Source organism: Maribacter sp. ACAM166 (assembly GCF_005771495.1).
In the GTDB taxonomy this organism is placed as follows: Bacteria; Bacteroidota; Bacteroidia; order Flavobacteriales; family Flavobacteriaceae; genus Maribacter.
Genome location: NZ_VAUW01000025.1, coordinates 20262 through 36544, shown reverse-complemented (window position 1 = coordinate 36544; position 16283 = coordinate 20262). Strand labels below are relative to the sequence as shown.

The following is a 16283-nucleotide window of genomic DNA, read 5'->3' as shown; positions in this document are numbered from 1 at the left end:
TATTTCCTTTCTAAGATGACATAAACTATGGACTTAGTGATTAGTTATGACATATCTATTTAGCTAGCTCAAATGTTACACTATGGTAAATATTCAATTCTTTTTTACCCTATACGTTCTTCTTCGGTTGGTAATGACCGTGTTTCCCCGAATAGTCAAGGTCGCAGTATTGGATATCGTCGTGCCGCATACATAGTTATTCTTGGCCAAAACGACCCTGTATTGATTGTCATTATCAGCCGATGTAGCATTGGTAATCGATAAAGCATCCGTAGTAGTAGTACTGTGTATTCCTGTATTTGTTAAATCGAGCCAGCTGGTTCCATTGAAGATTTGCCACTGGTAAGAAGTTGCATCTGCAGGCGTAACCGAAAATGTTGAGCTACAACCTGGGCAAATCACAGAATTCATGGGCTGTAACGTAATCGTTGGCAACGATGAAGCTTCTTGGAAATCATACGTGCTATTAGAATCGTTATCATCTGGTGTAGTGTATCCGTCAATAACACTTGACCCCGTTACCAAACCATTACTATTTACGACTGTGGATAATGCGGCCAAAATACCGTCATTATTAGTATCAGAATATCCAGCTTCTAAAACATCATTACAAGCATCGTTATCTGCATCTATCTCAAAAGCATCATAGATTCCATCAACATCCGAATCAGCTATCGTATAAGTTAAATTGGCGTTTGCCATATCGTTATCTTCGATATTCGAATGTAGTCCGTTGTTACCAAAATCTGACGCCACCCCATCGATTATACCATCGTTATCTACATCGTTAACTCCCGAAACATCTAATACACCTGATTCGACTATATCGTAGATGCCATCATTATCCGAATCTAAATCCAAACTATTAATTACTCCATCTCCGTCAGAGTCGCATAGAGCACTAGCGAATAATACTCCCGTGAATCCTTCTGGACCGGGCCCTGATTGATTAGTTATGGTGAAGCTGTTATTAGAGCCTGGAATCCAGTTAATTGTATTAAAAGGTGTACTAGCTTGTGCCTGTATAATCTCAAGTGAAGTGGAGGTAGAAGCTCTTGTGCCATAAAAAGTAATCTTTCCCAATTCGTCTACAATAAGACGTAAGCGAGGTAACCCATTGGTGTTTGCCACCCAAGGGCTGCTTATAAAAGTGTTATCAGACTGAAAAACAAAATATTCTTCCCCTGCCCCTAGTGCCCCATTTTCAAATTCCAAAACCGAGGGGTGAACCGTTGTACCATTTATATCAAGTTGAAACGAATTGTCCATGGAGGAAAAATCCAAGCGAAGATATCCAGTATCCGTATGAGTTACTACCACCAATCTGGCACCGACATCTTGAGAAACTAAAAACGTTGCATTGCTAGTTGTACAATATTCCTCTTCATTGGTCATGCCGTCATAATCATCGTCTAGGACAATAATAAAAGGGCAATCTTTTATAGTTAAAGTAACAGCAGCTCTAGCTTCACTAGCGTAGGCACCGTTAAAAGCCTCGCCATAATATGTTACAGCTCCAATACCCTCTTGTGTTGGTGAATCAATAACATTACCACCAGTTGGAGCGTCATACCAAACAATATTTTGACTAGTAATATTAGTAGTAGCGGTAGCAGTAAGGGTTTGAACATCATCAAAACATCCTTCTTGGTTTGAACCAGTAACTTGAATAGGCTCAAAGCAAAGGGTGTCATTATAAACTACACCAGTACTAAATCCTATTGCTCCACCTGTAGAAAGCAATCGGCCCTCTAGATTTCCATTTGCTTCCATAGTGGCTGCTCCGCCATGAGAAATAACCGTCCCTTTCATATACGTAAAAGTTCCGATAGAAACAGCACCAGAAGCAATTCCGGCACCACCAATCCAAAAAACATTACAACGGCGCGTTCCATTCGTAAAAATTACTTTTGACTGTGCCGCTACCGTAAACGCTCCTGCATACTTAAAAACAAATATTGCATTGGGATCTCCCATAGCGTCTAAAGTGATAGTTCCTGCTAAGGATCCTGCACCTCCAATAGAATATACCCCAGGAAAGACCGTTTCTCCTGCTCCAAAGGCTGGTGTATGGGAAAGTCCTGGGGTATTTGGCAAGTCCATTAGTTGATTGTACGCAGAATCTAAATCAAGTGCAGCTTGCGCTGTATCAGCATTTGGTGTATTAAAAAAACCAACATGAGTTGAAGTTGAAAAACCACTTATAGCTCCCTTATTTGTGCCAATATCACCGACAACTCCAGAAGTAGCTGCATTTGCTAAAGCACCATCACTGGTAAAAAGGGCATAACTACCAACGCTTCCTAAAACATCAACAAGAGGGTTAGGTGAACAGAACCCTAAACATTTTATAGGAATGGTACTATCACCAGCAGGCGTAGCTGCCACGCTACCGGCCCCTATAGTTATTGCTCCTTCTGTGGCTAGGATTCTTCCATCTATAGTACAATTTGCGCCAAGACTAACAGCACCATTATGGGAAAATAACGTTCCTTTTAAAGCAGAATTTGCCCCAACAGATATAGCACCTTCGGCAATCCAAAAAACATTCGCAGCTCGTGTTCCACCAGTTAACGTAATTGTTGATCCTACCCCTACTGTAAGTGCTCCTTCAAATTTGATTATAAAATAGGCATTTGAATCTCCTCCTCCATCAAGAGTAAGAGCTCCACCAATAGACCCGGCACCGCCTATGGAGTATACTCCTGAGGTAATGGTTTCGCCGCCCCCAAAAGCAGGAGTATGGGCATTAACAGCACCAGTAGGATGTGTTACAAAAACATCACTAAGGTGAATATATACCCTAAGCAAATCTATTCTCGCCTCAACAGTTTTAGGCTCATTATTGTATATGGTACCAGTATACCCATTTGCAGCATCAAATCCGGAACCGCTAATTATTCCAGCATTTGTTCCTGCATCGCCTGTAACTTCTCCTTCATTTGTAATAGCTCCAGATCCAGTATAAGTTTCAAAAGAGGAAAGTGTTCCTAATTCAAATGTTTGACTAAAACTTATACTAGAAAAGGATACTAGTGCGATAGTTGTTAAATTGAAAAGTAATTTTTTGTTCATCTCGAGAGGTTATAGAAAGTAGATTAACGTAATATAATATATTTGTACGTAAATTCCTACATAAAATAATGTTATTATTTACCAGTTGAATTCGTACCTGAATATCTTATATATATTATAACAACCTATGAACCAATGACCCATAGTTTATATATAATTATCCGTTGAACTATTTATCTACTAGTTATTTTATATTGTACATTAATTTAGTGTAGGAAAAATACGACTATAAATCAGTGCTATTATTTAGCTTCGGTAGGTGTAAGCGTAAGTGTAGCTGAACGCCTGTAAAGTGTCGACTAATGGAATTATTTTATAAGTTCACCAACGTTTATACCAAAATATATTGACTGAAATTCATTGGTTTGAAATACTTTAAGTCACTATTAATATCTAAGTTCAAGTCATAAGTGCAGCACGACTATTTAAAACAGTTGGAGCTAGATTCTGCTATTTTATAATCAATACTAATATTCATTTTGTACTAAAAAATTCTAGTCAACTTTTTCTAATGATAAAAGTTTCAAATACAATCACTACCTATAGTAGGATTATCACAGACAGCCATAGCCGAAAATATTGGTATCCATCGAAGTACGATAAGGTGTCAATTGAAAAGCACTATTCCCTGAAGGAGACTACCATCAGAACATTATATCGTTGATTATACCTATCATAGATTCCCAACATTCAGACACGTTAAAGGGGTTCTTTTGGTCGAAAATCGCAAGAGACGTATCGAAGGGCTTATGAAAAATGAGGTATAGTGATTAATCGATAAGTTCGGGCATTGAGACCTTAAAGTGTTCTGACTACTAAGGCCTATGTCCGTAAATTTGACGTAAAAGTGTTGGTTGAAGCGGTTGAAGTATTACTATGTAAAAAATAATAAATATAATTACAAGCTAATATATCATCTCCATTATGAATAAGTACAGTGTCGACAAACTTCCAATAGATATTCGCATAGAAATTGCAGACAAACGTAAAATGCTTCGTCAACAAAGGGGACTGTCCTAAACGGAACTAACAGAACGCTCTGGAGTATCCCTAGGCAGCTTAAAACGGTTTGAAACCAGTGGGCAAGTTTCTTTAGAATCACTTTTGAAACTTGTATTCGTCCTAGGTCGGTTATCGAATTTTGAAAGTATACTGAAGCCAGATGAAAATCTTAAACATATTGAGAAATTATTGGATTCAAAAAGGAAAAGCTGATGGAACCAATTCAACGATTAGAAGTTTACCTCCATTTTAAAAACACTCCTATTCCAGTTAGTCAAATGGTAGTCGATAATGGAGCTATTTTTTTAAATACGATGCTACTTTTATTGTCAGCGATTTAGCTATTTTTCAATTTCAACTGATACTTTCCGATGTTATTCTAACTCCTGAAACCTCTATTTTTGATGGGCTCTTTGGCATATTAAGCGATTCACTCCCAGATGGTTGGGGCAGGTTGTTATTGAATAGAACATTGTCATCAAAAGGAATATCTCTATATCAAATTACCCATTAGATCGTAGCCTATATAGGTTCTAGCGGTATGGGCGCTCTAACCTATATAGGCTAAACTCAGAGGTTCAGGCCGACACTCTTTTAGATCTGGACGAAATTTCTCAATAGATGAATAAGGTATTGGCCGTTACACCTTCTGACATCATAGAAGAACTATATAATCTTGGAGACTCCTCGGTTGGAGTAAGACCGAAAATTTTAGTGGGCTACCATAAGGAAAACAATCATCTTATTCATGGTACGTTAGAACTCCCTGAAGGTTATGAACATTGGATTGTAAAATTTCCGTCTTTTAACGATTTACAGGATATCACTCAAATAGAATACGCCTATTATAATATGGCTTTGGCTGCGGGTGTTGAAATGTCAGAATGCAAACTATTCGAAATACCCTCAGGAGCATCCTATTTAGCAACTAAAAGATTTGATAGAATACACAATAGCCGTTTGCACTTGCGTTCAGCGAGCGGACTGCTAAATGACAATTTTCATTATAGCAATATTGACTACGGAAATGTAATGGATTGTGCATTCAGGCATGAAAATCATGTTGCGGCCTATTCAAAAGTGCTTCGGTTGGCAGCATTCAATGTGTATCGTCATAACCGCGACGACCACAGCAAGAATATTTCCTTTCTAATGAATCCTAATGGAGCATGGAAATTGGCGCCGGCCAATAATCTTACCCTTTCAAATTCAATGCAGGGAATGTATATCGCCATGGTTGCAGGGGAAAGCAAAGCTCCCCGGCAGCAATATTTGTTGGAATTGGCAAATACCTTTGGGGTTAAAAACTCTGAAACTATTATTGAAGAAGTAAAAAGTGAGATTGCTGATTGGGAAATTTATGCCAAAGATTCTTTCGTTAGTATTGATTCCAATACACTAATTACTAAAACCTAGATGGTGATAGACAGGAGGTGAAAAAATACGGGTTGTGATTGCTTATGCTTCAATAAACGGTACAGGGCTGAATAATCCCAATCTGTATTGAGCGGAACCGGAAGCTCTTATTTTATAGTGAATGTAGCTTGCGCAATGAGGGAAAAGATAAGTGCTGGAGGTGGGATAACTTAGCGAAGTATATAGAAATGAAGCTTTAGTCCTTTCGAACTTATTTAAAAATTCATTGGTATAATCAATAAAATTTGTAAAATGAATTAGGCTTTTTGTTAACCGGTCCAGTTTCTAAACGACGACCATACTCCCTTTACGGCCATATTTCAGAAGCTTGAAATCTTCTTTTGTGTTTGAAACCTATTAAAAAGTAAAAATATCAGGCTTTAAAAATCAATTCAATAAAAGGGACAGTTAGCTTTCTAAACGAACTAAAGCATACCACACCTATTTGTTCGGTGTTTTTCTAAACTTCGTAAGTCTCCTTTTTAATTTCGGTTTACCCTGTAGGTAATATTTCGATTAGTGATAACCGAGGTGATTATGTCTATAGTAACCATGCCCGTATCACACAGTATACTGGTGTCAGTAAATGCTATGCTACATAGGGCAGAAAGTGCCGTCCCACTATTATCCATAAGCCTACCAATAGTAATATTTGTTGCTAAACTTACATCAAGGCTTGAATACGGCGGAGCCATATTGGTGGTGGTTGTGTTACCGTTGGCAGTATAGATAACATTTCCGGTAAGCTCATCATACTCAACCGTGTACGGTATATTGCCTGCCAAAAAGCTCCCTAGTGTAACGGTGTAGTTGGCCGGTAATCCTGTACTGCCATTAATGACCGATACGCGCAGCCCTAATTGATTCCCGGTGATATGGTAGACTCGAAAGTTTCCTGCTGTAGCGATATCTGCGGTACTTTCTTGGTCGCGGTATTCAAAATCAAATCGAAAACTGGTAAAATCAAAAATATTCCCCGTATTGGGTATGACTAAATCGAGACCTTTGCTACCACCACCTTGCCCTGGTGGTATATGAATACCACATCCTACCTGTGTTGCATCAGCATCTATGGAAATAGCATCTGGCCCGACCGTTGCACTGGTTAGCGATGCAGTGTCGAAATCAAATCGTGAGATAACGATATCAGGTGTACCATCATCACAAACTAGATATTCAAAGCTAGCAGAGGCGATAGAACCGGAGGCAGGTGTATAGGAAAAACTTCCATTGTCATTTAGTGTCACAGCCCCAGAGGTCGGACCGCTAACAGGAGTGGCACGAACCGTTAGTCCAACAGTGCCATTGGGGTCCGTATCGTTTGTGAGTAAACCATTGGCGGTATTTACATCCAAGGTTGTATTCAGACCGGTCACATAAACATCATCATTAGCCACTGGGGGTGCTTTTTGGGCAATCAAAAATGTTGTTGTACATAATAACCAGACCGATACGCAAAGAGATAGCTCCGTTAAAGTAGAATGGGTATTTGGTTTTAGGCACATCATATAACAACCAAACCTAAAAGATAACCATTTGTAAAAAAAAAATAAGTTGTGAGTACTCCATATTTATAGGTGTAAGACAATTTTTATGTGGTAAGTAAAAGGGGAAATGAGGTGATTTTTATAAGATTACAAACAACCAAAAATTCTCACCATAGCCCAAGTATAGACGTCCATGCTGCTGTTTTGCACATTGAAACTTTGATGTCTTAGAGTTGCACAAATACCGGTAATACTCTTTTGATTTAAAAAGCCCTTTAAGACGACAATAAAATTCCATTCTTTATTTGGACTTTGACTCACTCAGTTGATATTTCCCAATCAGCTCATTTACTTTATCCCACATCATTTTAAAATCCTTGGTTATAACTACCGGCCTACCTTTCACATGAATTTTAAATGCACTGAATCCTTCTATTGTTCTGGCATAGATTACTCTGGCTTCTACAGTTTAATATTGGTCTATATATGTGATGCTTTGACCATTGTTCAATTCTGGTTCAGACATAATGGTTATTTTACATTTATTCTTTTAATTCTGTTTTGGTTCGCCGACATGGTGTCCTAACCTTTATCTAGACTTTGCATGGTCTAGTTTCATTGCTGTCTCAATCTCGTTTGTTCTAGACCGGCCGAATAAGTTGACCTTGTAAGTATTGGACTGGATATTTCGGAAGTAATTATCTCATTGAATTCTTCTTCGGTAATAAATCCTTTTTTAAGCAACGGTTAAAACGTTTCCTTAAGAATAGGATTTATTTTTTCTAGTTCTTCTTCTTTCATCCTCTATTTGAATTATCTATTCTGTATGCCATTAGCTAGGCATCGAATTGATTCGAACCATTATAATGACTCTTACCTAACCATACAGCCACAATGCCATGAACTATCCTTTATTTGAACTCCAATACTTTAATATTCAGCGATATCTAAAAACTCGAAGCGACTCGGGATATCTAAAGACATTATTTTTATTCCTTTACGTATTTGATATTTATGGAAAGCATAGGTCTTATCCCAAAGCTCTCTTCTCTCTTGGGTGAAGGATGGAAGATTCGACAACTCAATATCGATATCATGTTATAAACTACTCAGCTTACTTAAACGATTTTATTTCTCTAGTTTAACCTATAGATTTCTATTGGTTTTACATAATTAATTTAAAAATAAGTAATTAGGTTATAAATTTTCTGAAACTGCTTAGGTATTTAATAAATACTTTAAAAATAATGATACACTTCTAATATTGGAATACAGTATTTTCATGACCATATACCTCATTTATTTAAACTTTTCATTTCCTTTTAGTTCACCGGGATTGTGCCCTAACTCGTCTTTATATTGAATTCTATTCACCCTTCTATTTTCCAGTCTTTTAATCTTTTCTAGACATACATTTTCAGAATCAATGATTCTGCATAGCCAATAATGTAAAAATTTTCAGTATCGCCAACGTCATTTTGTTTAAATTTTTAAGTAATTCTCAAGGCTTCAAATTGACATGCAAGGTCAATATCCATATCGAAATACTTGCGTTTTTCTAGTTTATTCAAATACTCAGCCCTAGTTAGAAATTCAAATTGACTTATTACATTTCCAGATTTTAAAATAAAATAAGGTGATTGGTGGTGGTTAGGGCGGCCATCTCGAATAGCTTTACTGAGCTTTATTAATCCACTGAATAATTGATGATTACCTCTATTTTCATGCAATATTATTTATTGATAATCAATCCTTTTTTGAAACTTTCAAGGAAGATAATAAAAATTGTGTAACACAAATAACTCTTTATAAAAAGTACATTTTGTACAGAGTTTATTACTTTTAAATCTTTACCTACTCTTCGGATAATAATTGTACGTTTATTACGAGAAGTTGATGGTTATATTAGTTCTCCATAGTTTTACTTTATTTGGTTGCAAAAAAAGACTCAAGGTGAATCACCTATAGCTGATAATAGTTAGCATAACAATAATTGCTAGTAATCCTTTTAGTTACTCCTTAAATTTTCGTAAAAAAAAAGACTGCCTCTCCAGACAGTCTCTACTAACTAAACTCAACATAATTATAGAATGTAAATCATTTACACAATGTTGTGATTGATATTATTGTTTTTCAAAAACCGTTCTGAAAGTTCCAAAAGAGCCTGCGCCAACGGTATAGGTAGCAGTAAAATCAATAATACCTATACAATTACCAGGTGTTGAGCCAGAACTGCCACCAGACGCCTCCCAGCTAAGATCTCCATATTGGGTGGATCCAAAATTGTTGTAATTTAATGCTACTTGTTTAGGTACCGTTACACCACCTGTTACTGGGTCAATATCAACTACTACGTCAAATGCTTCAGGGTGTGCTGCAACATTTACTAAAGTTACTTGGTTTGTTCCCGGGCCTGTAACAACTTCAAACGCTTCTGCTTGGCTGATGTATATGCCAAATTCATCCGTAGTCGCCATATACGTTCCTTCATAGTCTGCGATATTAAATGCACACGAATACCCAATAGTGGCTTAAACTTGCTGTGTAAGGTCGTTGAGTACAACATTTTCGCTTGAAGAAATTCCAGTTATGGTAAAATTAAGAACTGGTGGGGTATCCAACGGTGGCTGAATACCTGCAGTAATTATTGTTACTGGCAACGTACCTTCCAAACGAACACCCGCGCCACTTGGCGAAAGTGATGATGAGCTAGGTGATAAGACTATATTGTTTGAATCAAGAGTGTAATGAACACCTTCGATTGCAGTAGAACTAGGGTCTAGATTCACCAAAACAGTTACATCTCCTTTAAGTTTTGAGACCGATGGCCCTTGAATAATAATAGGGATACCAGATGATACAGTTTGTCCATCAGCAACAGCCTTTAAAGTAGTAAAGCCACTTTCAAAACCAACAGTATTTGATCCTGTTCCAAAATCAGTTTCATCTTGGTCTAAGATAGCATCGCAAGATACTAACGCGAGTACCATTAGCAAACCGACTGTATAATTCATTATATATCTAATGTTTTTCATTTTTTTATATTTTATTTCCAGAATGGATTGTTAGTGAATACATCAGTTTTGGTTTGTGCTGGTACGTTGTTCGAATTCGTAGAAACTTCAGTGTCAGGATATAAAAGCCTCACTGGTCGCACTCCGTCAGATTCAGCCGGAATAGGCAAGTTTGTAGGGAAACCTGTTCTAGTAAGCTCAATCCATGGTTCAATGGAAGAGGTGCCATTTAATGCAATCCATTTTTGCGTGATAATGGCCTCTATTTTATCTGTTGAAGAACCCCATGAAACATTAGCAATCGCTTGTGCATAGTAGGCTTGTGCAGCTACAGTTGCATCTTCGACTCCTAAATATTCAAATGAAGCTTCAATAGCACTATTATACAAGTTTTCGGCGGTATCACCACCTGTGATGTAGCCACGTTGAACTGCCTCAGCTTGTAAAAACAAGCTTTCAGATAATATCATAATTGGTTGATCTTGATCAAAGTCAAGTAAAAGACCAGGTCCAACTTTTGACAGGTCATTAGAGGTAAAACCAGTACCAGGTAGTATAGTCGATTGTGGAGCACCTTTGTAGCCACCGTTTGCGGCTTCGGCATATAATTGAGTAGCTCTAACATCACCATAAGAATCTAATAACTCTAATATGTAATCTGTTGCAACTGTAAAATCATTACGATCAATATCAGTACCTCCCGGACCTTGGCCGATGTAGCCCCAAAAAGGACTTTGTTTACCCGAATCATCAGAATAGCCAGGATTAGCATTAACATCGTAATCAATGTAGCCAGCGCCATTGGCGTTGATCGAGCTTATTTGATCTTTAATATAAGCATCTTGACCAGTATTGCTAAGTCTAACCAGCATTCTCAACTTAATGGTGTTCGCAAATTGTGCCCAAGAAACCATGTCTCCACCAAAAATAATATCTTGGCTATCAGGGTCCGCAGCTCCATCAGGGAGATTCAATGCTAACGTTGCTGCATTCGTTAAGCTATCAATTGTAGCTTTGTATACAGTTTCGGCATCATCATATTTTGGAGTTCTATTCGCTCCCCTAAGGTTAGCCTCTGTAAAAGGTATATCACCATAAAGGTCAACCAAATATTGGTATTGAAAGCCCTTTATCGTCTGTGCTATAGCGTCATATGCACTATAATCAGACGCACCTGTAGGATCTTCGTAGTTCTGAACATAGGTCAGATCTTTAAAAATACTAGCATAAGAGGTCTCAAAAATATTTGTACTCTGCTGGTTCGTAAAATTATACCGAATCAAATTTTGATTTGCAGACCAGTTTGATGGGGTGGTCCAGTTATAGGTCATAAATTGACCGAGATACACCATGGAAGTACCATTTAAGGTGGCAAACGTCTGTTGCGCAACAGGTAAAGTTAAGCTTGGTGTTGATATGGGCGGATTATTCGGGTTGTCATTGACATCCAAGTAATCATCGCAGCCAACTAGCAGTAACATTGAGCACACTACAATTAGGCTATGTTTAATTATATTATTTATTTTCATTTTCATTTTTTTAAAATTTAATACTTAGGTTGACACCGTATGATCTTGTAGGAGCCAATTGCGCTTGAGTACCAACCCCAATGGCGTTTCCTGTTGTGAAATTGAATTCAGGATCAGTATACACATTGTCCTTTGGTCTAAAAGTGAAGAGGTTTCTACCAAAAAGCCCTAAAGTAATGTTGCTTAACCCAATTTGATCTAAGGTCTTATCATCAAAAGTATACGACAACGCAAGTTCTCTAATCTTCAAAGTTGTAGCATCAATCACATAATTTTCTTTTACCTCGTTGTACTTATCCCAGAACGCATTACCACCACCAGAAGTGGGTCTAGTTGTATTAGCTACAAAAGTTCCTGATTGTTCATATACTGAATTGGGCCATATAAAAGGCTGACGGTCAGAACTTGCGCTGTGCTTCGTAAGACCTGTAAATTCTAATGCGTTTACGATATCATTAAAAAACACGTGACCTGTTCGGTAGTCGGCTACCGCGTAAAGACTCCAGTTTTTATAAACAATATTCGAGTATACTCCAACCGTGAAATCAGGTGTGGTTTTACCTTGAATTTGATTTTTAGTATCCTGCAACGGATCTCCATCAGTACCAACGATTACTCTTCCCTGAGGATCACGTAAATAAGCGCTTGTTCGAATTTGCGGATAGGGCTGGCCTACTTTAGCAATAATTTGAGCATCGCCAAAACCGCCAATGTCCAATTCATCTACACCATCAATTAGTGATATTACTTCTGATTCAAAACCTGAATAGTTAGTGCCTAAATCCCATTTAAAGTCTTCGTTTTGAAAAACGGTACCACTAACATCAAGCTCAATACCTTTGTTCTCTATTTCACCAACATTGATGGTGTTACTAACAGCACCCGAAGAGGTAGAAACGTTAATAGGTACTATTTGATCTGTAGAATTTGATTTATAAACGGTTGCCTCGATTTTAAGTCTATTTCTAAAGAGTTGCATTTCAAAACCAGCTTCTGTTGAAGTGGTAAACTCCGGATTTAAATCTGGAGCTGGCTCTTGAACTGATTGTGAAAGCCCAGCTGTGGTTCCATAAGGAAAATTACCTGGAGCAAAGAATGTACCCTGCGTTTGGTATATATTAGGATCATTACCTGTTCTGGTAGTACTAGCCCGAAGTTTCAAATAACCAATGCCACGATCTCCTTTTATAGATGGAAAAGCATCAGTAGCTATAAAAGAAAGACCTGCACTTGGGTAAAAGAAAGATTGATTACCCTTTGGTAGTGTCGAAGACCAATCATTTCTACCTGTTAGGTTTAAGTTTAGGTATCTTTTATAGCTAAGTGTAAGGTCAGCATAAGAACCGAATTTTCTACGCAATGTAGAACTCTCACCACCTTGCAATTCTCCAGTTCTCGTACTTACGTTATAAAAATCAGGGATAATTAAATCTTGACCACTTACATTTATGAATTTTGAAGACTCATGTCTAATGTTTTGACCTAAAATTAACTTGGCTGTAAAATCTTCAGTTATATCTCTATTAAACTGAAGTAGTACATCTGTATTGAAGCGCTCAAATTGCGCAATATTGTCTGCTGTTCTGGCCCCATATTCCCCTAATTCAGAATACGTGTCTTGCAGATGAAAGGCATAGTTAAAAGCGCCAAATTCACGTTTGAAACTGGCTGAATTTCCGGTATAACCAGAACGTATAGATGCAGATATCCAGTCGTTAAACTCATATTTAGCATTGGCAAGAATATTAAATTCTGCTAAATCAGTTTTTTCTCGTTGGGTATCAATGATAAACCATGGGTTTTCATAAAAACGGTAATACGAAACTTCGTTCCTAGTAAATTCGCCAGTCCTCCAATTTCTCCATTCCGGATCGTTCAAAGGAATATGTAAAGGCGTGTTGATTACATTCCAATATACGGGGCGGTTTTGTCTACCACCTGCCCCAACTGTATTGGCATGAGAGCGGAAAAACGAAAGGTTACCACCTACTGTTAATTTATCTAAAGTTCGACTTCCTTTCAGTCTGAAGTTTGTTTGGTTATATGTGTCTTTTGGTACAGTACCAGTAGTGTTGGTTTGATCTATAGACATGAAATAATCTCCTTTGTCATCACCACCTCCAGCGGTAACACCATGTCTAATCGTTGAACCTGTATTAAAGAAATCTCTGTTTCTATTCTTAATAGGGGTAAACGGAACTTGTAAAACGCGACCATCATCTAAGGTCTCACTTGCGTCTACTAGCCTACCATCATATCTAGGACCCCAGTTTACATTCTCTAAGGGATAAAGAGTTCCATCAGGAAAACCACCTGCACCAAACTTCTCTTGAAATTCTGGCAAGTAGGCAACAGTTTCCATTTGATAAGACGTATTGTAGGTGACCGACAATGGACCTTTACCTGACTTGGTAGTAACAACGATTACCCCATTGGTAGCATCACTACCATATAAGGCTCCTGCGTTAGCACCTTTTAATACACTTATATTTTCAATGTCACTTGCGGAAATTCGATCTAATACACCTCTCGAAGATGGAAAACCATCTACTACGATAAGTGCTTCATTATTACCCAATAAAGATCTGTTACCACGCAATACAACACGAGTGCTAGGGTTAACACCGCTGTTTACAGTATTGATTTGTAATCCTGAAACTTTTCCGACAATTGCTGTAGCTACATTTACGGCTCTGGTTTTTGTGATATCTTCGGTATCTAGTGAGGCTACAGAGGCTACTAGTTCTCTAGCACTTCTCTTTATGTCAAGCGCTCCGGTAACAATTACTTCGCCAAGTTGCTCAGCACTCTCTTCCATCTGTACATTAATTGTAGTACTTGTACCTACGGTTTGACTTACTTCTTTTTGACCGATATAGGAGAATACCAATAGCTGACCTTCTGCGGCTTGAATGGCATAGTTACCATCAAAATCGGTTTGGGTACCATTGATGGTTCCTTTTACAATTATGTTCACACCTGGTAACGGTATACCTGTTTGGTCAGTAACGGTACCCGAAACCGCTTTGTCTTGCGCATACGACAGGTGAACGACAAACGCCAATAATAGCGTTAGAATACCTCTTGTTTTTGTTCTCATGGAATTCTTTTGAGTGTTAGTATTTAGTTTTTGTATAAGGTTGGTTAAAAAGGGGCAACATTATTTTATTGGCAGCTAATCCAAATAGAAAAATAAGATCAAAACCATTAATGTTTTGAAGAGTACCGCCCCCTATAACTTTACGTCTAAAGAAATAGCTAAAAACTAAAATATCGCTTACTACCGACCTAAGTTAACGGCAATACGATTTAGATTAACGTTTACTTCTATTTTAAAATACTGAAAATAAGATGTTTGTAATTACTAAGAAGATTTAAGGTTTTATTGGGATAATTAAAGAATATGTTAAATGTTCATCAAGAAGTAGTAGAATATTCCTTGATATATTTTGCGGGAGTCATTTTTTTTCGCTTTTTAAAAGCTTTATAGAAAGATACTTTATTGTTAAAACCTGATTCGTAGATTAAATCAACTACGAGTTCAATTCTTTCTGGATTTTGTTTTATAATTTTTACACTCTCTGCAATACGGTAGTCGTTGATGAACTCATAAAAGTTTTTTCCGAACTCTTGGTTAATCACCTGTGAAAGACTATAGCGATCAGTATTTAATGAGTCTGCTAAACTTTGAAGATTAACGGTATGGTCAAGAAATAGTTTGTCTTCTTGCATTGCAACAATCAATTGTTCTTTCAACGCTTTTACCATGTCTTCGGTTAAGCCACTATTTTTATATTTTTCATCTGAAAGTTGGTTATTGTCGTTTATTTCTTCAGGTTTTTGAGGGAAAATAATATTCAAAAAGCCTATAATTATAATAAACGTGGCAAATAAATACGCTGCCAAATACTTCGTTATATTGTCCCAATCATTTGATTCTGCATATTTAGCTCTTAAAATCACAAGTAAGAAAACAAGGGTGAAAAATGTAATCAAAGTTTTTGCCCAAGTCCTTCCCATGCGGTTTAATTCTTTTTTATCACGTAGGTATTGTCTTATCATTAACACAAAGTAAAATGCACAGTAGGCCGATTTTATCCAAGTATTAGACACAAACTCTAGCGCCGCCCATAAGATTCCATATTTTGGTATCTCGGTTACTACGTTCGTGTTGCCGATAAGCAATAAGAGTAGTATTGAAACTAAAAAAATTCCATAATGTTTAGAAATTGAGGGTTTTAAATCTATACATTTTGTAGGAAAAGCCTTGTTTTCAAAGTAAAGATATAAGGTGGGACCCCATAAAAAAACTAGACATTTGTAAAAGAAAACTTTTGGATTATAGGATATGCCATCGAGCCAATAAAGCACAAGTTCAAGAAGTACTAAAGCAGTCGTCATTGTAAAAATGCCAAGAAAAATATTGTGTTTGTCTTTTTTTCTATAGCTCACAATGATATAAAGCCCAAGTATCAAACCAAGTATGCCAACAATAGCAAAAAAATAATTTAAAAGGTCATACTGAATAGTAGGGGCTCCCTCGCTTTGTAAGCCAAGAGCCGTTGCCCGAAAATTTGGGCATATGAAACAAACATATGAAATTATCATCTTCATGAATCAGCTGCAAATAATTTCCTACAAGGTAGGTTTTAAATTGAGATATTAGAGATAGAGCTTTATGTGCCTTGATTTTAACAGATGAAATTTTCATACGTAAATTGAAGATATTCTAATATTCGCAATTTAACCTTATAGAGGTC

General features: G+C 37.2%; 8 protein-coding genes. 1 reads left to right on the top strand and 7 read right to left on the bottom strand.

Annotation, left to right across the window (positions count from 1 at the left end; all coding sequences use genetic code 11):
* Nucleotides 1–93: 93 nt before the first annotated feature.
* Nucleotides 94–3075: an ice-binding family protein gene (locus ES765_RS15035; protein ID WP_138115133.1), complete on the bottom strand. Its 2982-nt coding sequence runs from the start codon at nt 3073–3075 to the stop codon at nt 94–96.
* 1623 nt (nt 3076–4698) lie between these two features.
* On the opposite strand from ES765_RS15035, the gene ES765_RS15020 reads away from it, so the two are divergent.
* Nucleotides 4699–5493: a type II toxin-antitoxin system HipA family toxin gene (locus ES765_RS15020; protein ID WP_138115132.1), complete on the top strand. Its 795-nt coding sequence runs from the start codon at nt 4699–4701 to the stop codon at nt 5491–5493.
* A 482-nt stretch (nt 5494–5975) separates the two neighbouring features.
* Here ES765_RS15020 and ES765_RS15015 read toward each other — a convergent pair whose 3' ends face one another.
* The 6 genes from ES765_RS15015 to ES765_RS14990 all read right to left on the bottom strand — a co-directional run bounded on the left by ES765_RS15015 (nt 5976) and on the right by ES765_RS14990 (nt 16137).
* Nucleotides 5976–7001 (bottom strand): Ig-like domain-containing protein, encoded by a 1026-nt coding sequence (locus tag ES765_RS15015; protein ID WP_171017315.1) that lies wholly within the window; start codon nt 6999–7001, stop codon nt 5976–5978.
* Nucleotides 7002–9103: 2102 nt separating this feature from the next.
* Nucleotides 9104–9457, bottom strand: coding sequence for a hypothetical protein (locus ES765_RS15010; RefSeq protein WP_138115130.1), 354 nt, complete (start codon nt 9455–9457; stop codon nt 9104–9106).
* 54 nt (nt 9458–9511) lie between these two features.
* Nucleotides 9512–10015 (bottom strand): hypothetical protein, encoded by a 504-nt coding sequence (locus tag ES765_RS15005; protein ID WP_138115129.1) that lies wholly within the window; start codon nt 10013–10015, stop codon nt 9512–9514.
* Between the two features lie 11 nt (nt 10016–10026).
* Entirely contained in the window at nt 10027–11529 is a 1503-nt protein-coding gene (locus tag ES765_RS15000) for a SusD/RagB family nutrient-binding outer membrane lipoprotein (RefSeq protein ID WP_249356487.1), read from the bottom strand.
* Between the two features lie 4 nt (nt 11530–11533).
* Nucleotides 11534–14623 (bottom strand): SusC/RagA family TonB-linked outer membrane protein, encoded by a 3090-nt coding sequence (locus tag ES765_RS14995; RefSeq protein WP_138115127.1) that lies wholly within the window; start codon nt 14621–14623, stop codon nt 11534–11536.
* A 317-nt stretch (nt 14624–14940) separates the two neighbouring features.
* On the bottom strand, nt 14941–16137 hold the full coding sequence (locus ES765_RS14990) for a helix-turn-helix domain-containing protein (RefSeq protein ID WP_138115126.1): 1197 nt from the start codon (nt 16135–16137) through the stop codon (nt 14941–14943).
* Between the last annotated feature and the right edge of the window lie 146 nt (nt 16138–16283).

What these genes read in the sequence shown, in the direction of transcription:
- ES765_RS15020 (WP_138115132.1), top strand. Translation starts at nt 4,699, where the DNA reads ATGAATAAGGTATTGGCCGTTACACCTTCTGACATCATAGAAGAACTA.
- ES765_RS15010 (WP_138115130.1), bottom strand. Translation starts at nt 9,457, where the DNA reads ATGGCGACTACGGATGAATTTGGCATATACATCAGCCAAGCAGAAGCG.
- ES765_RS14995 (WP_138115127.1), bottom strand. Translation starts at nt 14,623, where the DNA reads ATGAGAACAAAAACAAGAGGTATTCTAACGCTATTATTGGCGTTTGTC.
- ES765_RS15000 (WP_249356487.1), bottom strand. Translation starts at nt 11,529, where the DNA reads ATGAAAATGAAAATAAATAATATAATTAAACATAGCCTAATTGTAGTG.
- ES765_RS15015 (WP_171017315.1), bottom strand. Translation starts at nt 7,001, where the DNA reads ATGATGTGCCTAAAACCAAATACCCATTCTACTTTAACGGAGCTATCT.
- ES765_RS14990 (WP_138115126.1), bottom strand. Translation starts at nt 16,137, where the DNA reads ATGAAGATGATAATTTCATATGTTTGTTTCATATGCCCAAATTTTCGG.
- ES765_RS15005 (WP_138115129.1), bottom strand. Translation starts at nt 10,015, where the DNA reads ATGAAAAACATTAGATATATAATGAATTATACAGTCGGTTTGCTAATG.
- ES765_RS15035 (WP_138115133.1), bottom strand. Translation starts at nt 3,075, where the DNA reads ATGAACAAAAAATTACTTTTCAATTTAACAACTATCGCACTAGTATCC.